Annotated in this window: 20 protein-coding genes; 12 read left to right on the top strand and 8 right to left on the bottom strand. The window is 65.4% G+C overall.

The features are described from left to right. Positions 1–41 precede the first annotated feature (41 nt). Together OHB26_RS03340 and OHB26_RS03335 are read left to right on the top strand one after the other, a co-directional pair. A complete protein-coding gene (locus OHB26_RS03340) occupies positions 42–1,085 on the top strand; it encodes a beta-ketoacyl-ACP synthase III (RefSeq protein WP_330182764.1) in 1,044 nt (347 codons plus the stop codon). 13 nt (positions 1,086–1,098) lie between these two features. Next, the gene (locus OHB26_RS03335; protein WP_330182763.1) at positions 1,099–1,641 is read left to right on the top strand and encodes a YaeQ family protein; all 543 of its coding nucleotides are present in this window, start codon (positions 1,099–1,101) and stop codon (positions 1,639–1,641) included. On the opposite strand, the gene OHB26_RS03330 is transcribed toward OHB26_RS03335, so the two are convergent. Together OHB26_RS03330 and OHB26_RS03325 are read right to left on the bottom strand one after the other, a co-directional pair. Continuing rightward, positions 1,592–2,944 carry an ammonium transporter gene (locus tag OHB26_RS03330; protein WP_442942846.1) on the bottom strand — a complete coding sequence of 451 codons (1,353 nt, stop codon included), beginning with the start codon at positions 2,942–2,944 and terminating at the stop codon, positions 1,592–1,594. The genes OHB26_RS03335 and OHB26_RS03330 overlap by 50 nt on opposite strands. A 17-nt stretch (positions 2,945–2,961) precedes the next feature. Next, positions 2,962–3,447, bottom strand: coding sequence for a helix-turn-helix transcriptional regulator (locus OHB26_RS03325; RefSeq protein WP_442942982.1), 486 nt, complete (start codon positions 3,445–3,447; stop codon positions 2,962–2,964). Positions 3,448–3,502: 55 nt separating this feature from the next. On the opposite strand from OHB26_RS03325, the gene OHB26_RS03320 reads away from it, so the two are divergent. The 9 genes from OHB26_RS03320 to OHB26_RS03280 all read left to right on the top strand — a co-directional run bounded on the left by OHB26_RS03320 (position 3,503) and on the right by OHB26_RS03280 (position 14,866). Beyond that, positions 3,503–3,685 carry a hypothetical protein gene (locus OHB26_RS03320; RefSeq protein WP_330182761.1) on the top strand — a complete coding sequence of 61 codons (183 nt, stop codon included), beginning with the start codon at positions 3,503–3,505 and terminating at the stop codon, positions 3,683–3,685. Between the two features lie 97 nt (positions 3,686–3,782). Beyond that, positions 3,783–5,027 (top strand): glycosyltransferase, encoded by a 1,245-nt coding sequence (locus tag OHB26_RS03315; RefSeq protein ID WP_330182760.1) that lies wholly within the window; start codon positions 3,783–3,785, stop codon positions 5,025–5,027. Positions 5,028–5,061: 34 nt separating this feature from the next. Beyond that, positions 5,062–5,676: a TetR/AcrR family transcriptional regulator gene (locus OHB26_RS03310; protein WP_330182759.1), complete on the top strand. Its 615-nt coding sequence runs from the start codon at positions 5,062–5,064 to the stop codon at positions 5,674–5,676. 230 nt (positions 5,677–5,906) lie between these two features. Then, positions 5,907–6,620, top strand: coding sequence for a GntR family transcriptional regulator (locus tag OHB26_RS03305; protein ID WP_330182758.1), 714 nt, complete (start codon positions 5,907–5,909; stop codon positions 6,618–6,620). A gap of 3 nt (positions 6,621–6,623) precedes the next feature. Next, entirely contained in the window at positions 6,624–10,238 is a 3,615-nt protein-coding gene (gene uca, locus OHB26_RS03300) for an urea carboxylase (RefSeq protein ID WP_330182757.1), read from the top strand. Further along, positions 10,239–11,966, top strand: a complete 1,728-nt coding sequence (atzF, locus tag OHB26_RS03295) for an allophanate hydrolase (RefSeq protein ID WP_330182756.1) — start codon at positions 10,239–10,241, stop codon at positions 11,964–11,966. A gap of 67 nt (positions 11,967–12,033) precedes the next feature. After that, positions 12,034–13,089 carry an ABC transporter substrate-binding protein gene (locus OHB26_RS03290; RefSeq protein WP_330182755.1) on the top strand — a complete coding sequence of 352 codons (1,056 nt, stop codon included), beginning with the start codon at positions 12,034–12,036 and terminating at the stop codon, positions 13,087–13,089. Further along, a complete protein-coding gene (locus OHB26_RS03285; RefSeq protein WP_330182754.1) occupies positions 13,086–14,108 on the top strand; it encodes a FecCD family ABC transporter permease in 1,023 nt (340 codons plus the stop codon). Before OHB26_RS03290 ends, OHB26_RS03285 begins: the two co-directional genes overlap by 4 nt. Further along, positions 14,105–14,866 (top strand): ABC transporter ATP-binding protein, encoded by a 762-nt coding sequence (locus tag OHB26_RS03280; protein ID WP_330182753.1) that lies wholly within the window; start codon positions 14,105–14,107, stop codon positions 14,864–14,866. The genes OHB26_RS03285 and OHB26_RS03280 overlap by 4 nt, the downstream gene beginning before the upstream one ends. A gap of 28 nt (positions 14,867–14,894) precedes the next feature. Here OHB26_RS03280 and OHB26_RS03275 read toward each other — a convergent pair whose 3' ends face one another. From OHB26_RS03275 to OHB26_RS03265, 3 genes are all read right to left on the bottom strand, one after another. After that, a complete protein-coding gene (locus OHB26_RS03275; RefSeq protein WP_330182752.1) occupies positions 14,895–15,332 on the bottom strand; it encodes a hypothetical protein in 438 nt (145 codons plus the stop codon). Between the two features lie 327 nt (positions 15,333–15,659). Next, positions 15,660–16,220, bottom strand: a complete 561-nt coding sequence (locus tag OHB26_RS03270; RefSeq protein ID WP_330182751.1) for a hypothetical protein — start codon at positions 16,218–16,220, stop codon at positions 15,660–15,662. 19 nt (positions 16,221–16,239) lie between these two features. After that, complete coding sequence (locus OHB26_RS03265; RefSeq protein ID WP_330182750.1) at positions 16,240–16,455, bottom strand: hypothetical protein; 216 nt, start codon at positions 16,453–16,455, stop codon at positions 16,240–16,242. Between the two features lie 492 nt (positions 16,456–16,947). Between OHB26_RS03265 and OHB26_RS03260 the strand changes: the two genes are divergently transcribed. Then, positions 16,948–18,021 carry a hypothetical protein gene (locus tag OHB26_RS03260; RefSeq protein ID WP_330182749.1) on the top strand — a complete coding sequence of 358 codons (1,074 nt, stop codon included), beginning with the start codon at positions 16,948–16,950 and terminating at the stop codon, positions 18,019–18,021. A 5-nt stretch (positions 18,022–18,026) separates the two neighbouring features. On the opposite strand, the gene OHB26_RS03255 is transcribed toward OHB26_RS03260, so the two are convergent. From OHB26_RS03255 to OHB26_RS03245, 3 genes are all read right to left on the bottom strand, one after another. Continuing rightward, complete coding sequence (locus OHB26_RS03255) at positions 18,027–19,154, bottom strand: DNA cytosine methyltransferase (protein ID WP_330182748.1); 1,128 nt, start codon at positions 19,152–19,154, stop codon at positions 18,027–18,029. Then, entirely contained in the window at positions 19,120–19,812 is a 693-nt protein-coding gene (locus OHB26_RS03250) for a hypothetical protein (protein WP_330182747.1), read from the bottom strand. Before OHB26_RS03250 ends, OHB26_RS03255 begins: the two co-directional genes overlap by 35 nt. 1,091 nt (positions 19,813–20,903) lie before the next feature. Beyond that, positions 20,904–21,869 (bottom strand): hypothetical protein, encoded by a 966-nt coding sequence (locus OHB26_RS03245; RefSeq protein WP_330182746.1) that lies wholly within the window; start codon positions 21,867–21,869, stop codon positions 20,904–20,906. Between the last annotated feature and the right edge of the window lie 262 nt (positions 21,870–22,131).

The raw sequence follows: 22,131 nt of genomic DNA, 5'->3' as shown, positions 1-22,131 counted from the left end.
CCTATCCATGTGAACCGATCGGTTCATGTCGAGAGGAACTCATGCCCGCGCAGATCGCCACCGCACCGCCGGTAACCCACGCCACCACCCTTGGCCTCGGCGTATACCGCCCCCGCCGGATCGTCCCCAATGCCGAGATCGTCGACCGCATCGACTCCTCGGACGAGTGGATCCGTACCCGCTCCGGAATCGAGGCGCGCCGCTGGGCGCAGGACGACGAGACCATCGTCGCCATGAGCACCGCCGCCGCTCGCGAGGCGCTCACCGCCGCGAATATCCCGGCCGAGCAGATCGATGCCGTCATCCTGGCGACCTCATCGCAGATGGTGCTGGGCCCCTCCGCCGGCGCGGTCGTCGCCACCGAGTTGGGCATGCACGACACCGCGGCGTTCGACGTCTCCGCAGGCTGCGCGGGCTTCTGCTACGCGCTCGCCAACGCCGCGAATCTGGTGCGCGCCGGACAGGCCCGGCATGTGCTGGTCATCGGTGTGGAACGCCTCTCGGACCTGCTCGACCCCACCGATCGCACCTGCGCGTTCATCTTCGCGGACGGTGCGGGCGCGGTGGTCGTCGGACCGTCCGATGTCGAGGGCATCGGCCCCGTCGCCTGGGGTTCGGACGGCAGTCAGACCTCGGCGATCAAGCAGGACAAGGACTTCGCGCAGTACTTCGCCGAGGTCGCCGCGGCCGAGGCCAGCGGCGGCAGCACCGAGCGGCCGTATATCCGGATGAACGGCACCGCCGTATTCCGCTGGGCCGTCACGTTTTTGGAGAAGGCGTGCCGGGACGCCCTGGACCGCGCCGGGGTCTCGGTCGACGATCTGGACGCGTTCGTCCCGCACCAGGCCAACAGTCGCATCACCGATGCGCTCACCCGTGCGTTGCATATGCCGGATTCGGTCGCCATCGCTCGCGATATCGCCGAGAGCGGCAATACCAGTGCGGCCTCCATCCCCATGGCCATGGAGCAGTTGCTGCGCTCGGGCGCGGCCGAGCCCGGCGATACCGCCCTGCTGCTGGGCTTCGGCGCGGGTCTGGCCTACGCCGGTCAGGTGGTGACACTCCCGGCCATCACCGCCGGTTAAGCTGCTCCCCACTATGGCCCTCAGCGCAACGATGCACACCTTCGCCATCCAGCTCGCCGATATCGACCGCGGGGTCTACCAGGATCTGGAATTGCGGGTGGCCCGGCACCCTTCGGAGTCGGCCGAGTTCATGGTGACCCGACTACTGGCGTACCTGCTCGAATACGAGGAGGGCATCACCTTCAGCGAGGGCGGGGTCTCGGCCACCGATGAACCCGCGGTGCTGGTGCGCGATCTCACCGGACAGATCACCGCCTGGATCGAGATCGGCGCACCCGATGCCGAGCGGGTGCATCGCGGCAGCAAGCTGGCCGGGCGCGCGGCCATCTACACCCACCGCGATCCGGTGAAGGTGCTGGCGCAGTTGGCGGGCAAGAAGATCCATCGCGCCGAGGCCGTCCCGCTCTACAGTTTCGACCGGGAATTCATCGATTCCGTTGTGGCGGTACTGGATCGGCGCAATACCGCCTCACTCTCGATCACCGAGCGGGTGCTGTACCTCGATATCAATGACGCCAGTCTGCGCGGATCGGTGGCGGAACAGTCGATCGGATAGGCGATCCCGTCGGCGAGACCGCGGAGATGCCGAGATCGTAGGCGGATTCGGCATGTTCGGCCTCGTCGATACCGGTCACCTCGGCCTCGTGATCGACGCGGAATCCGATGGTCTTGTGAATGAGCCAGCCGACGATATAGGTGGCCAGGAACGAGTAGCCGAGCACGGCGAACGCCGCGATCATCTGCCGCTCCAACTGTGTCCAGCCACCGCCGTACAGTAGGCCGTTACCGCCCGCCGGATTCACGGTGGCATCGGCGAAGACGCCCACGAGCAGGGTGCCCACCAGGCCCCCGACCAGGTGGACGCCGACCACATCGAGTGAATCGTCATAGCCGAAGGTGAATTTCAGGCCGACGGCCAGCGCACAGATCGCCCCCGCGGCCACGCCGATCGCCAAAGCGCCCGTGGGGCCGACGAATCCGCAGGCGGGAGTGATCGCCACCAGACCCGCGACCGCACCCGAGGCCGCGCCCAGGGTGGTCGGCTTACCGTCGCGCAATTGCTCGACAATGATCCAGGCCAGCGCGGCCACACCCGTCGCGATGGTGGTGTTGGTGAAGGCCAGGGCCGCGAGATCACCCGCCGCCAAGGCGGATCCGGCATTGAAGCCGTACCAGCCGAACCACAGCAGCGCCGCACCCAGCAGGGTGAACGGCACATTGTGCGGACGCGCGATACTGCGCGGCCAGCCGTGCCGATCGCCGATCACCAAGACCAGCGCGAGGGCCGCCGCACCCGCGTTGATATGCACGGCGGTACCGCCCGCGAAGTCGAATGCCCCGAGCCGATTGGCAATCCAGCCACCGACATCCGAGGAATTACCGGCCTCATCGGTGCCGGTGAACCCGGTGACGCTGAAAACCCAATGCGCCACCGGGAAATACACCACGGTCGTCCAACCGACTATGAACACCACCCAGGCCCAGAACCTCGCGCGCCCGGCGATCGCACCCGATATCAGGGCGGTTGTGATGATCGCGAACATGAGCTGGAACATGACGAACGCCATGGTCGGAATCTGATGTCCGGCCGGACCCGAGAGTGTGCCGTGCGTATCGCGTAGCAGCACATGTTTCATACCGCCGATCACGCCCTGATACGCGTCCGGCCCGAATGATTCGCTGTACCCGTACAGCACCCACAGCGTGGTCACCGCACCCAACGCGACGAAATTCATCATGAGCATGTTCAGCACGCTCTTGCCGCCGACCATGCCGCCGTAAAAGAAAGCCAAGCCCGGTGTCATCAACATGACCAGTGCCGCACTGGCCAGCACCCACGCGGTATCTCCCGAATTCACACCAATTACCTCTAACTTCACGGGTCGCGTGAAGCATCGAGAATTTCTGTTTCGCCGGTGCCGCTCAGCGTGTTTCGACTCGGTGAATTCGAGTGCGCCCGCACCGCGGCGGTATAGCGGTCGGCCAGGCGGGCGCACGCGGCCGCGAGTTCGGGCGGGCCGATCACCTCGAAATCGGCGTCGAATCTGCCGATGGCCGCGGCCAATCCGGTCCATGACCAGGAGCCGAGCGGCAGACGGCAGCGGTCGGGGCCGAGATCGGAGACGATGCCCTCGGGGGTGAATTCGCGAACGGTCGCGGCGGGAAGGCGCAGGATCACCTCGCCGTGGCACGGCCGGTCGGCGGTGCCGTCGGAGCCGTGGAATCTGCTGGTGAGGAAGGCTGTCACAGTGCCGCCGGGGAGTTCGCGCGGGGTGAAGCGCGGGCCGGTGGGTATGCGCGGGGTCATGCGGTCGGCGCGGAAGGTGCGCCAATCGGCGCGGTTGAGATCCCAGGCGATCAGGTATCAGCGGCTACCGCGGGTGACGAGGTGGTGCGGTTCGGCTCGGCGCGGGGGAGTGGCGGAAACTGTTGCCGGAGTGGAGGAGATCACCGGCTACTGGGACCGGCTCGGTGCCGGAGCCGCGGTGATCCAGCCGCTCGGCCCGGCGGGCTGGGCTCCGCTGTACGGCATGCTGCGGGACCGCTTCGGCGTGACCGGGGTGCTCGATGTGGCGGGCAGTTCGGAGTACTCCGGATAAGCCCCCAATTCCTTTGGCACTCAGCGCATAACGCGCCGATCGCGATCATGCTCGATAGGATCCACTGTGGCTCTTGGCCATTGGAACAGGAGAGTTTATGAGCAGGATTGTGATCGCAGGTATCGGTAGCCGGGGAGATGTCGCACCCTTGACCGGCCTCGGCGTCCGGCTCCAGCAGGCCGGGCACGAGGTCGTCCTCGCCGGACATGAGAGCTTCGCGGAGCTGATCGAGGGCTGCGGACTGCGATTTCGGCTGATGGAGTTGAACTTCGGCTTCGAGGGCGATTACGCGGAGATCCAGCGCCGGACCGTCTCGGCATTCAATACGCCCGCCGGATTCCGGGTGATCGGGCAGGGATTGCTCGCGGCCCTGCGGGACGAGCCCGCCGACTTGCTGCTGCTCACCCCCTACGCCGAATTCGCGGGGCATCCCTTCGCCGAGGCCACCGGCATTCCCACCATCGGCCTGCGGCTCCAACCCACCTGCGCCACAGCCGAATACCCACCTGCCGTCGCAGGCGTCTGGTCGCTCGGACCCTACGGAAATCGGTGGGCCGCCGATATCGGCGCCTGGCTGGTGGATCGCCGCTACGGCGCGGTCATCGGCGAATTCCGGCAATTCCTCGGACTGCCCAAGGTATCGGCGCGAGAACTGCGCCGCCGCCGTACCGCCGCGAAATGGCCTATCCTGCACGGCTATTCGCCGACCCTGGCGCCGCGTCCGGTCGATTGGCGCGAGGGCATCGATGTCACGGGCTTCTGGTGGCCCGCGCGGCCGGTGGATTTCGAACCGCCCGCCGAGCTGGTGGAGTTCCTCGCCGCCGGACCGGCCCCGGTATTCGTCAGCTTCGGCAGCAATATCAATGACGCGAAACGCACCGCCGAACTCGGTGAGATCATTCGCACCGCATTGCGCCGCGCGGGTGTACGCGGCATCGTCCAGGCCGGATGGACCGGCCTCGAGGTGGCCGACGACGACATCATCAGCCTCGGCGATATTCCCTACGACTGGTTGTTCCCACACCTCGCCGCCGCCGTACATCACTGCGGCGCGGGCACTTCCGCCGCCGCCCTGCGCGCCGCCGTCCCGACCATCGGCGTGCCGGAGATTCCGGAGCAGCAGTTCTGGGCGCACCGACTGGAGCTGCTCGGCGGCACCGCCGGAATCACCCGGCAGCCCGCCCTCACCGCGAACTGGCTGACCGACGCCATCCGAACCGCCACCACCGACACCGGACTCCGCGCGAACCTCAGCGGGGTCGCCGCCCAACTCGCCGAGGAGGACGGTGCGGAGCTGGTGTTGCGCACCATCGAATCGGTCATCGCGCGGTCATCCGTCTAGCTGGGGCCGGATGCGCACGACCTACAGTGTTGGCGTGAGCGCCGACGCCCGACTACTGCTGATCAATGCCGCCGAACAGCTGATCGCGCAGCACGGATACGCGGCGCTGTCACTGCGGCAGGTCGGGGTGGTGGCCGGGCAGCGCAATAATTCGGCGGCCCAGTATCACTTCGGGACCAAGGACGGGCTGCTGGAGGCGATTCTCACCACGCGTTCCGAGCGCGGTGAGCCGCGCCGTCGGCAGCTGCTCGCCGAATTGGATCCCGAAACCGTCACCGTGCGTCCCATCCTCGAGGCTCTCATCCTGCCCGGGGCCGAAACCCTCGCCACCGCGGGATATCCCAGTTGGATCGCGCGCTTCACCGACCGGATGATCACCGATCTGAGCCTCGGGCTGATCGAACAGCGATGGGCGGAGCACTTCATCGGCGCGTTGCAGGCCGGGGCGCTGCTGGAACGCGCACTCCCGGAACATGATCCGCGAGTGGTGCGGCAGCGACTGTCGCTCTTGCTGGTGCTGGCCGCCCGTGCCTTCGCACATCTGGAATCGCAGGCCGATCGCGGTCACGCGGTGCAGGTCGAGGCCATTCACCGCACCGCGGACGATCTGATCGATATGGGAACCGTACTGCTGACGAAACCGGCGTGAACCGCTGGCGGGGGACCACCCCCCCAACAGGCCGGTGGTCGCGTCGATGCCGGTGAAATACCAGCAGGGATTCCCGCCGCCATCGCTGCGCGACGATCCCGCCGTGGGCATTGACGGTCAGCTCCCGTTTCGTTCTCCGCCGCCCCAGCGGTCATGCGGTGAGGTCTTGCTAACCCAGTGGTTACGCGTGGTGATCGTATGGAAACGGCTGGTCCATAGCGTATTCAGGCATGTCGACACCATTGGGTACACGGTCGGACACCGGGGGCGGGCATCTGCGCGATACGGTGTACGGCATCCTGCGCGACGAGCTCATGAACGGGCAGATCAAGTTCGGGCAGCGGCTCACCGAGCCGAAGGTCTCTGGGCGGTTCGGGATCTCGCGGACACCGGCGCGGGAGGCGCTGGCCATGCTGTGCTCCGATGGTCTGCTGCGGCGCGAGGACATCGGATTCAGTCCGGTGCGGCCCAGCATTCCGATGATCCGCGATCTGTATGAATTGCGAATCACCCTGGAGCTGGCCGGAATTCAGCGGGTTATGGACAATCCCGGGCTGCGGCATGATCACGAGCTGCTGCGGCTGGAGCGGGACCGGTGGCTGGCGCTGCGGGAGGATCCGCCCGCGCAGGAGCCCGGATTCGTGGTGGTGGACGAGGAGTTCCACATCGCGCTGCTGTCGGCATCGGGCAATGGTGAGCTGGTGCGGACGCTGGCCTCGATCAATGCCCGCATCCGGCACGTCCGGATGTATGACTTCATGGTCAACAATCGGGTCGAGGTGACCATCGAGGAACACCTCGCCATTCTCGATGCCGTTCTCGCCGAAGACCTCCCGCACGCGCTCGTCCTGCTGCACCGGCATATCGGCGAATCCCTCGATGTCGTGCTCGACCGGGTCACGCGGGCCATTGTCGCCATGTCGATGGCAAGCGAACAGGAGTAGTCGGTGAGTTCGAGTTTCGACACCGTACTGATCGCCAATCGCGGTGAGATCGCCTGCCGGGTCATGCGCAGCGCACAGGCTCTCGGCCTGAAATCCGTTGCGGTGTACTCCGATGCGGATCTCGGTGCGGCGCACGTGCGCAGGGCCGATGCCGCGATCCGACTCGGGCCGGGCCCGGCGGCGCAGTCCTATCTGCGCGCGGACCTGGTGATCGAGGCCGCGCTGGCCTCCGGGGCGGGAGCCATTCATCCCGGCTACGGATTCCTCTCCGAGAACGCGGATTTCGCGGAGGCGGTGGCGGCCGCCGGACTGATATTCGTCGGTCCGACCCCGGAACAGCTGCGCGTATTCGGTGACAAGCACACCGCTCGGGAGGCCGCCCGCGCCGTGGGCGTGCCGCTGGTGCCGGGCAGCGGCATCCTGGAATCGGTCGACCACGCGGTCGCCGAAGCCGAGCTGATCGGCTATCCGGTCATGGTGAAAGCCGTTGGCGGCGGCGGTGGCATCGGTATGCAGGCGTGCTTCGATGCCGATGAACTCCGCACCGCGTATGAACGCGTACAGCGGCTGGCCGTGGCCAACTTCTCCTCCGCCGGTGTCTTCCTGGAGCGCTTCGTCGCCCAGGCCCGGCATGTCGAGGTGCAGGTCTTCGGTGACGGGCTCGGCCGGGTCGTCAGCCTCGGCACCCGGGACTGCTCACTCCAGCGTCGCAACCAGAAGGTGATCGAAGAGGCCCCCGCTCCCGGGCTTTCCGGCGAGATCACCGAACAACTGCTCGCGACCTCCCGTGACCTGGCGCGCTCGGTCGACTACCGCTCGGCGGGCACCGTCGAATTCGTCTACGACACCGACCGCGGCGAAGCCTCGTTCCTGGAGATGAATACCCGTCTGCAAGTGGAACATCCGGTCACCGAGGCCATCACCGGAGTGGATCTCGTGGGCTGGATGCTGCGCCTGGCGAGCGGTGACACCACCATGCTCGACACCCTGCCCGATGCGGGGCCCGCGCTCAGCGGCTGGGCGGTGGAGGCGCGCGTCTACGCCGAGGACCCCGGTCACGAGCACCGGCCCAGCGCCGGATTGGTCACCGAGACAAGGTTTCCCGATGATGTTCGGGTCGATACCTGGATCGGTACCGGCACCGAGGTCAGCGCGTTCTACGATCCGCTGCTGGCCAAGGTCATCACCCACGGCGCGACCCGGGACGAGGCATTCGAGAAGCTGACGGCGGCGCTGGGGGAGACCCGCGTCTACGGCGTGCAGACCAACCTGCCCCAATTGCGTTCCGCCGCAGTAGCTCCGGTGGTGCGGGAAGCCGCTCACATTACCGGCACACTCGCCGAACTGAGCTGGTCCAGCCGCCGCTTGGATGTGCTGCGGGGTGGAACGATGACCACCGTGCAGGACCATCCGGGCCGAATCGGGCTGTGGGAGGTGGGAATTCCGCCCTCCGGACCGATGGACGACCTGTCTTTCACCCTGGCCAATACCGCGGTTGGCAACCCCGTCGGCGCACCCGGCCTGGAATGCACCCTGCAGGGACCGCGTATCCGCTTCTCCGGGTCCGCCGTCATCTGCGTCACCGGTGCACCGACCCTGGTCACGGTGGACGGCGAACCCGTACCGATGTGGGAGCCGCTCACCCTCGAACCGGGGGCGGTACTCGATATCGGCGCACCCTCGGATGCGGGCCTGCGCACCTACCTGGCGATTCGCGGGGGTCTGGACGCACCGCTGTACCACGGCAGCGCCTCGACCTTCACCCTCGGCGGATTCGGCGGCATCACCGGCAGGGCCGTCGCCGACGGCGACGTACTCGGAATCGCTGCCGCACAACCGGATACCGCGGGCACTCCCGAGGCCGTACCGGTCGAGCAGCGCCCCGCGTTCACCCACGATTGGCAGCTGGCCGTCGGTGCGGGACCGCAAACCGCGCCCGCGTACTTCACCGATGCCGATATGACGCGGTTCTACGAGCGGTCCTGGCGGGTCGGTGGTCATGCCAACCGCACCGGCATCCGCCTCGAAGGCCCGAAACCCGAATGGTCGCGCGGCGACGGCGGTGACGCGGGGCTGCACCCCTCGAACCTGCATGACAATCCGTACAGCGTGGGCGCACTGAATGTCTCGGGTGACACGCCGATCCTGCTCGGCCCGGACGGTCCCAGCCTGGGTGGTTTCGCCTGCCCGCTGACCGTGGTCTCCGCGCATCGGTGGAAGCTCGGTCAGCTGCGCCCGGGTGATTCGCTCCGGTTCCTGCCCGTCGACGATGACACCGCCACCGCGCTGCGCGGCTCGAATGCCACGCGCGCCACCGGCATTCTCACCGATACCGGTGCGGCCCTTCGTGATCGGGGAATTCTGGGGACGGCCCCGGCCGGTCCGGATCGTCCTTCGGTGGCCTACCTGCGCGGCGGTGACGACAATATTCTCGTCGAGTACGGCGAGATGGTGCTCGATCTCGGACTGCGCATGCGAGTCCACGCCCTCGCGCGAGCCCTCGCGGCCGCCGCACCCGCCGGAATCATCGACGTCACACCCGGGGTGCGGTCCCTGCACATTCACTTCGATCCCGATGTGCTGCCGCAGTTCCGGCTGCTCGGCCTGCTCGGCGAGCTCGAGCAGCAACTGCCCGCCACCGGCGACCTGGTGGTACCGAGCCGCACCATCCGGCTGCCGCTCTCCTTCGACGATCCCTCCATTGCCGAGGCGATCGACCGCTACCGCAGTGGAATTCGTGATACCGCACCCTGGCTGCCATCGAACACCGAATTCATCAGGCGGATAAACGGACTCGACAGCGTCGACGAGGTGCGCCGGACGGTATTCGACGCCGAATACCTGGTACTCGGACTCGGTGACGTGTATCTCGGTGCGCCACTGGCGGTTCCGCTCGATCCCCGGCACCGCCTGGTCACCACCAAGTACAACCCCGCGCGCACCTGGACCCCCTCGGACGCGGTCGGCATCGGCGGCAAGTACCTGTGCGTGTACGGCATGGAATCGCCCGGCGGCTATCAGCTGATCGGCCGCACCGTGCCCATCTGGTCCAGTTATCGGCAGCACGCGCCATTCGAGGACGGGACGCCGTGGCTGTTCCGCTTCTTCGATCGCATTGTCTGGGAACCGGTTACGCCCGGGCAGCTGCTGGAGCATCGCGCCGCCGCCCGCGCCGGTCGATTCGATGGCGAGGTCAGCGATGGAACCTTCGCCCTGGCCGACCATCAGCGGATGCTGCACGACAATGCCGATGCCATCACCGCTTTCGAGACTCGCCAGCGGGTCGCCTTCGACGCCGAGAAGCGCGCCTGGCGGGCGGCGGGCGAATTCGATCGCGCGGTCGCCGCACCGGCACCGGTCGAGACCCGCGGCGACGTGCTCGCGGGCCTGCCCGCGAACGCCACCGTGGTCACCGCGCCCATGGTCGGCAATGTGTGGCGTATCGATATCACCCCCGGCACCAAACTCACGCAAGGAGATCCCGTCGCCGTCCTCGAAGCCATGAAACTGGAACTGCCCGTGCCCAGTCCGGCCACCGGCACCGTACTGAAGGTGCTCACCGCACCCGGTGCCACCGTGGAACCCGGAACCCCTCTCGCCGTGATCGGAGTCGACTGAATGAACACCCACCAGACCGATAGCAGCGCGAGCCCCGCACCCACCGCGCGCGTCGCGGCCGCCTACGCGCGGATCGCCGAGGCCGATCGGCCCGAGGTGTGGATCACCCTGCGCGATCAGGCCGAGGTGCTGGCCGAGGCGAGCGCGCTCGAAGAGCGGATATCCGGTGGGGCGGAGTTGCCGCTGGCCGGAGTGCTCGTGGCGGTCAAGGACAATGTCGATGTCGCGGGGTTGCCGACCACCGCGGCCTGCCCCGAATTCGCCTACACGCCAAGTGAAACCGCGTCCTCGATAGCGCGGCTGGTCGAGGCCGGGGCCATCGTCCTCGGTAAGACCAACCTCGATCAGTTCGCCACCGGACTGGTCGGCACCCGCAGCCCCTACGGCGCGGTCCGCAATGCGCTCCATCCCGAGCTCATCTCGGGTGGTTCCAGCTCCGGATCTGCGGTCGCCGTGGCCCTGGGTATCGCCGATATCGGAATCGGCACGGACACAGCGGGTTCCGGGCGGGTGCCCGCCGCGTTCAACGGCCTCGTCGGTATCAAGGCGAGCCTGGGAATCATTCCCGTCCACGGTGTGGTGCCCGCATGCGCCGACTATGACGCCGTGACCGTATTCGCGGCGACCCTCGACCTCGCGACCCGGGCGGCGGCGATCATGGCCGGACCCGAACCGCGCGATCCACGCAGTCGCACCTGGCCTGCCGATGTGCGGTTCGCCGCCGCGCAATCGCCCCGCTTGGCGATTCCCGTGCCCGCCAACCTGACTCCGCTCAGCCCGGCCTACCGGGAGGCGTTCGACAAGACCGTCGCCGCGGCGCTGGAGGCGGGGTTCAAGATCGACATCGTCGATATCGCTCCACTGCTCGAGGCCGCGCTGCTGCTCTACGACGGTGCGATCGTCGCCGAGCGGTATGCGGCCGTGGGGACGTTCCTCGACAGCCGGCCCGCCGGCGCCGATCCCACTGTGACAGCGATCATCTCGGCCGCGGAGATGCCCAGCGGGCATGCCTTCGCGGATGATCTCTCCGCCCTGGCGCGTACTCGATCGGCCGCACTGCGCCTGCTAGAATCCTTCGACGCGCTGCTGCTGCCGACCACCACCGAGCACCCGACTCTCGCTGCGGTCCAAGATGATCCGATCGGGATCAACCGGCGGTTGGGCACCTACACCAACTTCTGCAACCTGCTCGATCTCGCGGCCGTGGCGATTCCCGGCGCGGCGACCGCCACCGGCGAACCCTTCGGCGTCATGCTCGTGGTGCCCGCCTTCGGTGACCAGGTGGCCATCGATCTCGCGGCCCGGCTGCAGCATGCCTCCGCTACACCACTTCTCGTCGAGACCGGCGTCGAGCTGGCGGTATTCGGGGCCCATCTGCGTGATCAGCCACTGCACTGGCAGTTGGAGGAGCTCGGGGCGCGTTTCGCGGGATCCATCCGCACCACCGATGCCTACCGCCTGACCGCCATGGATACCACGCCTCCCAAACCGGGCCTGGTGCGCACCGCGCCCGGACATGGTGCGCCCATCGTCGGCGAACTGTTCCGACTCTCCGAGGCGGGGCTCGGCCGCTTCCTGGCCGCCCTCCCCGCGCCCATGGCATTGACCGCCATCGAACTCGGGGACGGGCGCACGGTCGTGGGCTTCACCGCGACCCATGACGCCACCGCCACCGCGGCGGATATCACCGAACACGGTGGCTGGAAGGCGTACCTGAGCGCCCGGTAATCGGAGCGCGATAGCGGCGTCGACTTGCTGCGACGTCGCTTTCCTTCCGATTGGTACGGTTCTGGGCATGACGACGAAGCTCTCGATACGGCTGCTGTCCGCGTTCGGACTGGTTTGCTGCCTCGTCGCCGGTGTCACCGCCTGCGGCAAGTCCGCCTCGATGACGGAGGTCGCCGACGGTGGCACAGCGGATAGCTCCGGCCATACCGGCTATCCGTTCACCCTCGACAACTGCGGCGTCAAGGTCACCTTCGACAAGGCGCCCAGCAGGGCGGTCTCGCTCTATCAGGCATCCACCGAGATCCTGTTGTCGCTGGGGCTGGCCGATCGGATGAAGGGCACCTCGACCTGGTTCGATCCCGTGCTGCCGAAGCTGGCGGCGGACAATGCGAAGGTGCCCCGGCTGGCCGACAATGATCCGTCGCTCGAGGCGGTGCTGGCCACCGAACCCGACCTCGTGACCTCGGCGAGCGCGCACACCTTCACCTCCGCCGTCGTCGCGGAGCGATCGCGGTTCGCGCAGCTCGGCATTGCGACGTATCAGTCGCCTTCGGTGTGCGCCGGGGCCACGGTCGAGGGTGAAACCGTCACTCGCACAGCGCCGCTCGGTATCGACACGCTGTTCCAGGAGATCACCGAACTGGCCCGCATCTTCGATGTGCGGGAGCGCGGCGCACAGCTGGTCGCCGAATTGCGGGGGCGTCTGGAGGCGGCGAAGACGGGCGCACAACGCACTCCCGAGCCGACCGTCGCCTTCTGGTTCTCCGGCATCAAGACGCCCTATATGGCCGGATGTTGTTCCGCCCCGGGGATGTACGCGCGTGAAGTAGGCGCCTGCAATGTCTTCGCCGGACAGCGGGAGGACTGGCCGGAGATCAGCTGGGAGGCCGTCGTCGCCGCCGATCCGGAGGTGCTGGTGCTCGCCGACCTGAGCCGCCAGCGCATCGACGGTGACGCGCTCACCACGAAAATCCAGTTCCTGGAGTCGAATCCGGCGACCAAGCAGATGCGCGCGGTGCAGGGCAGGCGCTATGTGGTCATGACCGGTTCGGAATTGGATCCCGGCATCCGCGAGATCGACGCCATCGAGAAGCTGTCGACCGGCCTCACCGCGGCCCGTTGACCGTCTCTCGCCGCGCGGTCCTGCCGATCTGTGTGGGCTGCGCTGTCCTGCTGGTCATTTCGATCGCCGTCACGGTATCCATCGGCCCCGCCGATATTTCCCTGCGCGAGGTCTACAGCGTGATCGGCAGCCACCTCGGCCTGGGAAGCTCCTCGGCCGGGCGGCTGGCCGACGGCATCGTCTGGCAACTGCGACTGCCGCGCGCGGTGCTGGCGGCCGGCTGCGGAGCCGGGCTCGCACTCTGCGGAGCGATTCTGCAATCGCTGCTACGCAATCCGCTCGCCGACCCCTTCGTGCTGGGTGTCTCGTCCGGAGCCTCCGCCGGCGCGGTCTCGGTCGCGGTGCTCGGTGTAGGAGCCGGAGCCCTGACCCTCTCCGGTGGCGCGTTCGCGGGCGCGGTCCTGTCCTTCGCCCTCATGCTCGCCCTCGCCTACGGCGCGGGCGGCACCCCCGACCGGGTAATCCTCGCGGGCGTGGCCTGCACCCAATTGTTCTCCGCCCTCACCTCTTTGATCGTCCTGTGGTCCGCCAACGCCGAACAAACCCGCGGTGTCCTGTTCTGGCTCTTGGGCTCCCTGGCCGGTGCCACCTGGAGCGATGTCACCACCTGCGGCATCGTCTTCGCCATCGGCTGCGTCATCTGCCTCTGGTACGCACCAACTTTGGATGCTTTCGCCTTCGGCCCCGACGCGGCGGCGGGACTGGGCGTCGCGGTAACCCGCACCCGCACAGTTCTGCTCCTGATCACCGCACTGGTCACCGCGGCGTTGGTAAGCGCCGCCGGTGCAATCGGTTTCGTCGGTCTGGTCCTGCCGCACGCCGCCCGCTTCCTCGTCGGCCCCGCCCACGCCCGCCTCCTGCCCGTCACGGTCCTGATGGGCGCGGTCTTCATGGTCTGGGCAGACACCATCGCCCGCAGCGCATTCGGGGCCAGGGAAGTCCCGGTAGGAGTGGTAACCGCCCTGCTCGGCGTCCCCGCGTTCGCCCTTCTGCTGGCCCGCCGCAGGCGACTCGCATGACACTGCGCGCCCTGGACATCTCCTGGACCCGCTCCGGCCGTCTGGTCCTCGACGGCGTAACCCTCACCCCCACACCGGGATCCACGGTCGGCCTACTAGGCCCCAACGGCTCCGGAAAATCCTCCCTGCTCCGCCTCATGGCCGGTCTCGACCGCCCTGACTCCGGCCGGATCCTCCTGGACGACAACAGTATCCAAGAAATCCGCCGCAGGCGGGTAGCCCGCCGCATAGCCCTGGTGGGCCAACACGCGGACACCGACCTGGACCTGACCGTCCAGGATGTAGTCCACCTGGGCCGCATCCCCCACCGCACCCTCTTCGGCACCGACCCCACCGCCGACACCTCCGCCATAACCCAGGCCCTCACCGCAACCGGCCTGTCCCACAAGGCATCCGACCCCTGGCACACCCTCTCCGGCGGCGAACGCCAACGCGCCCTCATAGCCAGCGCCCTGGCCCAACAACCCCGAGAACTCCTCCTCGACGAGCCGACCAATCACCTGGACATAGCCCACCAACTGGAAATCCTCACCCTCGTCCAATCCCTACCTCTGACAGCAATCCTCGCCCTCCACGACCTGAACCTCGCGGCAATGTTCTGCGACACCCTCCTGGTTCTTGATCAAGGCCGAGTAGTAGCCACCGGCACCCCTGCCCAAGTGCTGACCGAACCCTTGATCTTCGAGGTCTACAAGGTCCACAGTCGGGTAACCATGACTCCCGACGGCACCCCCTCGGTAACCTTTCTCCGCACCTGACCCGGGTCCCAACGCCCAGGACCGACCGTCAGTGGTCGATGAATTTCTTGTGGCCGAAGAGGCAGGCTCCGGTGTAGTAGTCGAAGCCGTAGTCGAAGACCGCGTGCAGGTTCCAGTGGGCTTCGCAGTAGGAACGGTCGCAGGTCGCACAGAAGTACGGGGCGTACTCCTTGGCGAGTGCGTGGAGCACCGCGTCGACACGGTCGCCCGCGCCGCGCACCGCGGCGACGACCGCCTCGTACCGGGCGACATGGGTGGAGAACCCTGTGAAGGGGAGAAAACCGCTGAGTCTGAAGGTGCCCAGTTCGGACAGGCCGGGGATGTTCAGTTCGTGCAGGATGTCCGTGCGCCCATCGGCGTATGCGGCTCCGCGCGGGATCAATTCGATGACGGCCGCGGTTCGCCCGCAACCCTCGTATCCGCACGGGATCTCGGCCCACACCCGTGGCGGCTGCTCAGCTGTCATCGGCCATCCCGGTGTTTGGTCCCGCCCTGGTGTGGGTACCACTGAACCTGGCGACTGTGTCGCAGGGTCAGGGTGGAGGCGCCCCCGGCAGGAATCGAACCTGCGACCTAGGGATTAGAAGTTCCTGCGCTCGAAGCATTGTCCTGACCAGCAGAGGAGCAGTTCGTGGGGGAGCGGAATGGGAGAATCCCTAGGTGAGCCGCGACCGGGCTTCCGATCTTGAACTATCTTTGCGGCCAATCGGCTTCGTTTCGATCACGCAGGCACAGGACCTCTTCTTGATCGGAAGGCTTGAGTGACGCCCCGGGTGGCTATTCAGAGCGAGGATCAGACCCTGTGCGGTTGCTGCTCTGTAGGGTCGTTCGACCAGGTCCGGTATAGCTTGTGGATCCCATCAGTTTCGAGCAATCGTGATTGCCAATCTTCACATGACGGCCGGGCGCCGAGGCTGATGCAACTTTCGACGATTTCCTCAAGGCTGTATCTAGGCGATGGCATATGAGCTTTTAGGTTGAACGAGGGATGAATATGAGGGCGAAACTCATGGCTGTTGCCCACGGGGTGCCAGTGCCAGCGGATCTCTATACCTTCCGCCTCACGAACCAATTTGTAGTTATACATCCGTGTTGAGATTCGGAACCTTCCGACTGAAATATCGAACCGTTCCGGGTCTGTCTCGACTAGCTCGAATCTCTGTTCGGCAAAAAGAGTGCCGAATCCTTTCAATTCCATGCCTTCGGGACCGTTCAGCATCCACGCGCCTTGGCTGCCGACCTTCCCCACCCGGTCAGCTACAAAGATCTGCGAGTACCCATCCAGGCAGCCAACGGCCCGCTTAAGGGGATCGATGTAGTTCTGAACCGCCTCTTGAGGCGTGCGACCAGGCACGGATACCCCCTACCGAATCCTACTGCCGCCGGGCAAACGGTAGGGCCATCGCGACCTCGGTGAGACCTGCAACGTCATCCCAGTTCACACCCTCGAAGTCGCCGCGGTCCCACCTTACGATGAACTCACTCCCCGATATGCCCATGTGTACCTTGGCGATTTGATCGAAAAGATCGGCGCTACCTTGTCCATCCATTGCGATCACTTCACCCGTGGTACCGGTCGCAGTGGTCATGTCACCCTCCTTTCGGCTCTCCCTATGTTTACCAGCTACTACCGACAGATGCTTGATGATCATCGCAACCAGTCCTTCATTGTTGCAGTACGTGCCCCTACGTTACTCGAACCTATGTTCGAAGACGGGTGGTTGCCCAACATCTTGGCGATCGGTGTCACATCGGCTGATCGTCTTTGAGGCTGGTGGTACCGGTCTGCGGCAAACTGGTTGGAGCTGCCTGTGCTGTCGGCGGTGGTAGCAAGCCCGCATTAGCCGATTGGCCTCGATCGAATAGGAGAACCGCATGACTCGAGCGGTCGATCGGGCCGATGACCACTTGCCCGATCGAGCAGCAGCCCTGCCTGTCGACGGTCGGTGACACTGCTTGCGACAGTGGAGGTTTCGCGTTGAAGTAACGTCTGTTGTCGTGGAGGCTCAGGTGAGTCTCCGCTTGCAAGCCGCTTGTGGCTGGTGCGAGCGGATTGAATCGGGTGATAGTCGGAGGTACGTATGTCCAACAACAATGGCGACAAACCGTCGGAGAAGGACAAGCTGTCAGAGAAGGCGGCCGATCTTGTCGAAGCGAGACTGCGTGCCTTGGTGACGTTGCCGCCTGCCAATCGAACGGACCCACCCGCCGCTGCCCGGTTATGGCTAGATGACCTCTTGTCGAAACATGATTCCTACCGGGATGCGACACTCGCGATCATTGCCTTCTCCGTCTCCTCCGACGAGAGGTTGGACGTTCGGCTCGCACCAGACGGCCGGCGGCCGGTAACGCAGAAGTTGACCAAAGTCTGCGATGAGCTGGGTATCCCGTGCAAGCGAGACGCGTTCCAGACGTTAGGTAAAGGTCAGAAGCGACTAGATGGGCTTGATCGCGCCGCCTGGCGAAACCTCATCACATGGTTGTCGACAACTGCGTCCGCTGAAGAAGTCGCGGCTGCTTTCGAATATGTTGCTGAGGATGTTGCGGCAACTGCCCGAGTGATTCCACCAATGCCCGATCTGGTCATATCGGCGCTAACGTTTCCCAAGATGTGGGCGCTCTTTGAATCAATGCTTGACACGCCAACTCGTGGTGCTCATGAACAGATGATTTTCGCGGCGCTTCTGCATGCATTGATGGAACAGCTTGGAGGGCACTTCCGTGTCGATACCAAGAATATCAATGCTTCTGACGCGTCTGCTAAGTCAGCTGCAGATGTGCAGGTGTGGTTGCAGGGCCAACTCATCGATGGGTACGAGGTGACAGCCAACTCGTGGGAGACCAAGCTTGCTCAGGCAGAGGCCGCGCGAGTCAAAGCAGATTTGCAGAGGATTCACATCGTAGCGAAGGCAGGAAACCTTTCGGCGCCGGATCTTGCGACAGCCCTCGCGGAATGTGGCCTGGGACTTGACGCTGATCTCAGTATCCTCGACGTTCGTCACGAGATTCGGTCAATGGTTGCGCGACTGGTGAGGCAACACCGTCTTGAGGCGCTTCGGCGCTTGCATTATCTCCTAGTTCATCAGCAACCGAATCATGTACTGGTGGGAGACTATGTGAGTTTGCTCGTGAAATCGGGGATGGTGGCTGAATGAAGGAATCATTCGCTTAGGCACTTAAGTAATGCTTTGCCGACAGCCGCAGCAAGGCGTGGAGGTACCGCGTTTCCCACCTGTCGGTACTGACTCGACCTTCGGCCTTGGAACTCCATCGTAGAAGGGAAAGTCTGTAGTAATGCAGCTTCTTGCACAGTGATACGTCGAGCCCCTGGCACCGTACCGGTCTTGGGTGTTCCCCCTGACAGAAGGTGGGCGTGGTAGGAAGGCAAAATTCCAGCGGTATCAATCCATGGTGTCTTGTTGCCACCCATGCTTGCCAACATAGTTGGAGCGAGGTCGTCGAGGTCAATCGGACGGCCGCCACCGTTGAACAAGAGTCCGTCATGGGGGCTGGGCCTGATATGTGGCTTCTTGGCGTAGGTCACCTTGGAAGTATTCGGATCACCAATGACGCGCTCCGCTGACAAAATGTCACCCGCTTTTACCGTGCCAACCTTGTGGGTCGGTGTAGGTGCTTTGAACCTCTTGCCTTGGATTCCGACGACGAAGAGACGACGTCGGCTTTGGGGAACGCCGTAATCGGATGCGGCAAGAACTTCCCATGAGACGGTGTAGCCCAGGCTGCGGAAGGCCTCAAAATAGGTTTCCATGTGGGCAAGGCGGCTGCCGCGTACTAGCCCGCTAACGTTCTCCATGATGAAGGCGCGAGGCGCTATGTCTTTCACAGCTCGCAGGTAGTGAGGAAGACCGTCCCGGGGATCGTCTTCACCTAGGCGGTGACCGCCGTCCGACCATGGCTGGCACGGTGGGCCGCCTGCTACTACGTCGATCTCACCTTTGTACTGACCGAAGTCAACCTGTGCGATATCGCACTCTTGCATCTTGGTTTTTGGATGGGACTGACGGTAGGTAGCAGCGGAATCTCGATCCCACTCGATAGCATTGCGTACGTCGAAGCCTGCTTCGATCAATCCCAGCGAGAGGCCGCCAGCACCTGCAAATATGTCGATGGTCCGCACAGGGGGCAGCATACGTGCAGCATCTGACAAGCGAACAGAAGCCGCTGCGAACAGCGTGAGTTGATCGCCCGGATCCACAGCATCATCCTCGTGGGCGTGTGGCGTCAGCATCCGATCACCATTCACCACTGACCCGGTTGAACTCAACATGAACTGAGTGTCTACTACCAGTTCTGTTGTCTGCCTTGAACGCCGCGCCGCAGGTGCCGCAGTAGATCGGACCGGCTTCGAAGACTCTGAGCGATACCCGCAGCTTGCGGCCGCATTCGCATACGGCGGAGAGCCCGTTGTTGTTGGATATACGTCCGCCGCGTCGGTTCGGTTCCCGTCGGCGGTACGCCACCAGCGCGAAGGCCAGTTCGTCCAGTTCGTCGCGGTATTGCTCGCGGGTTTGGTCCGGCACCATGGTCACCGACCATCCGAACTTGTCGTGATGCTCCAGGGCGAGTCCGAGTTCTTTGCCGAGGATGCGGTAGCGCTCGTTGTGCCAGCGGCCCTGTCGGCTGGTGTCCTTGATGCCCCGCGTTGCCGCAACACCGTGGGCGGCCTCGTGAAGCAGGGTGCCGAGCACGTCGACCGCGCCGTGCTGAAGCCCTTCCCCGCCCACGAACAGCTCATGTAGCTCGTACTCGCCTCGTATCCAGCGGTTTTGCGCAAAATGCCCCAGCGTGATCTCGCTACTGCCGGTCGATCCCGCACCTAAGGTGAGCACTACTTCGGGTACGTCCGGGTGGTGCGATCGGATTGCCAGCCATGTGTTTTCGAGCGCGGAAATGAGCAAGCCAGTGATGGTATCGGAGTCGGTCATGACATCCGGGTCCTTCCGAAGGCTGTTGACACGTACGTGTCAACGGGTGGAGTCCCGACCGAGCGTGGATTCCCTGGGCGCGCGCCGCGCTCTGTCGGGGCAGGCCCTGCGCCTGCCCTCACCGCCTGCCGGGGGCGTCGCAGAGGCTCCGGGCCGAGGAGGAATTTCCCGGCACCCCGCCGTCACTGAATCTGTGGACCGGACGGGGAAATTCGTCCTCGGGCGGGAGGGGCGGCGCCCGTACAATGCGGCGCGCACCCAGGGAATCACCCAGCACGACAACCACTCCGGACCATCCGCCGGACTATCGCCCGCGACTATCCGCACCGGGCACAGCCACCCCCGCGCAACCGGTCCCTCCGGACGTCACCACTGCGCGAGCGTTCCGGACGACACCCTGCACTCAACCGCCACGTACGCACCCACCGTCACCGGACGCTCCCACGCACCCAACTGCAACGCTCATTACCCAACTCAACCTACTTACTCCTCTGTCTGAATATTCTTCTCTCTCTTCTTCTTTCCCCCGCCCCGCCTCCTTCTGAAAATTAACTATGGCTCTCACAGATCACCAAATACACACTGATGGGGGTATTTGGTGATCTGTGAGAGCCCACCCTGTAACCGCAGGTCAGGAGGCGGGGCGGGGTGTAGAACACGGGTAAAACTCGGGTAGTGATCTCCCGCGTTCTACCCGCGTTTTTCCACGATGCGACGAGTTCTGCCCGCCTTTCGCCGCTCATGCGCTGCGTTCTACCTGTGTTCTGCACGGGTTTTACCCCCGATTTCCGATTGCTGGCCGCTGGCCGATCCCGGTATCCGGTCCAGATTTCGACGGCCCGTCGCGTCCGGGAGGGGGTGGGGCGCGTGATTGTGTCGGCGCCGCCCCTCACGCCAAGCACGAATTTCCCCGTCCGGCCCGGCGCTCACCGCAGGGTTTCGGAACGGGAAATTCGTACTCGGCGTGAGCCTCTCGGGCGGCGCCAGCGGGCAGCTGGTGACGGGCAGGCCGGGCCTGCCCGCACTCTCCACGCGCCCCACCCCACCATCGCTGGCATCCACTACGGCGTGGAACCTCGCGCTGATCGCGGCTACGCCGGAATGAGCGGCGGCAGCGCGGCGATGGCAGACCGCAACGAAGTCACGACGGTATCGACTTCAGGGTTGGTCGCGGCAACAGCGTCGATGGTCTCGGTGATCTGTTGCCCCACGGTGACCGCCTGGGGCTGCGGCGCTGCGGCAGGGGCGGCGATCTCGATCAGTGGTGGTATATCTACGGGTTTGGGTACATCGACACCGCCGCCGAGCGCGCCCGCGGCCGCGCCGCCGAGCACCGCGCCAGCGGTGGCCCCGAGCGCGATACCCGGTACTGCGGCCACCACCGACCCGACCATGCACCCCGCGATGCCTCCGAGCGCGGCGCCCGGACCCGCTCCGGTGCCTGCGGTCGGCACGCCCGCGATCGCTGCACCCGCGATCCCGCCGACCACAGCGCCGACTCCGCACCCGGCCAATGATGCTGGCACGGACACGATCTCCGCTCCCGCGGTACCGCTGACGAGTGCGCCGGTCATGGTCGAGGCGGCGCGGCGATCGGATTCATCCCGCGGAAAACCCGCGCTGTCATACCCGGCGGCGATCTGCCATTCGACATAGTCCAGATACGCCTGCGCTTTGTCCCGGGTCTTCCTATCGACCCAGTCCGGCACCGCCACCGTAGTGTTCCCGGCGCGCACCGTATGCGGGTCGACCGGGACAACCTCGGGCACGGTGTCGGGTTGCTGCACGTCGGGTTCGGCCGTCGGTGGCTGCGGTTGTGGCGCAAGGAGATTGGACTGCGGGCTGGTCTGCTGCTGAGGTCGTGGCCGCGCGGGTGGCGCGGGCGGGTCGGGGAGATAGTCCGCCATGCTCGGTGCGGGCGTCGTACTTAGCCCCGGTTGTCCTTCCCCGGGCACCGCCAAACCGGGTTGTCCCGGCGCGGCAACCGCGGTACCGTGCCCGGCGGCGGCAAGGACCGGTAGCACCGCCAGTGCGGTGATTGTGCGTGTGATGGTCATGGGCTCACCTCTCGATCCGACCAGACACCGCCGGATCGATTCATCGGGAGCGGAACCGAACTCATGCGGTAATCACGCTGAACCGGAGCCTACTCAGAACCGACTGTGCGACAACCACGCTCACGAACCTGGCACAGATCGTCACACCAACTCGGTTATGCCACAAAGACTGCGAGTAGCGCATTGTCTTACGGGGCGGGTAGATAGAGGTTCTGAACCTGCCGCCGCGTACCGACCGTCGCCGACGGCCACGGCATTGGGG

Source organism: Nocardia sp. NBC_01503 (genome assembly GCF_036327755.1).
GTDB lineage: Bacteria > Actinomycetota > Actinomycetes > Mycobacteriales > Mycobacteriaceae > Nocardia.
The sequence above is the reverse complement of the archived record's forward strand: the minus strand, read 5'-3'. Positions and strand labels throughout refer to the sequence as shown.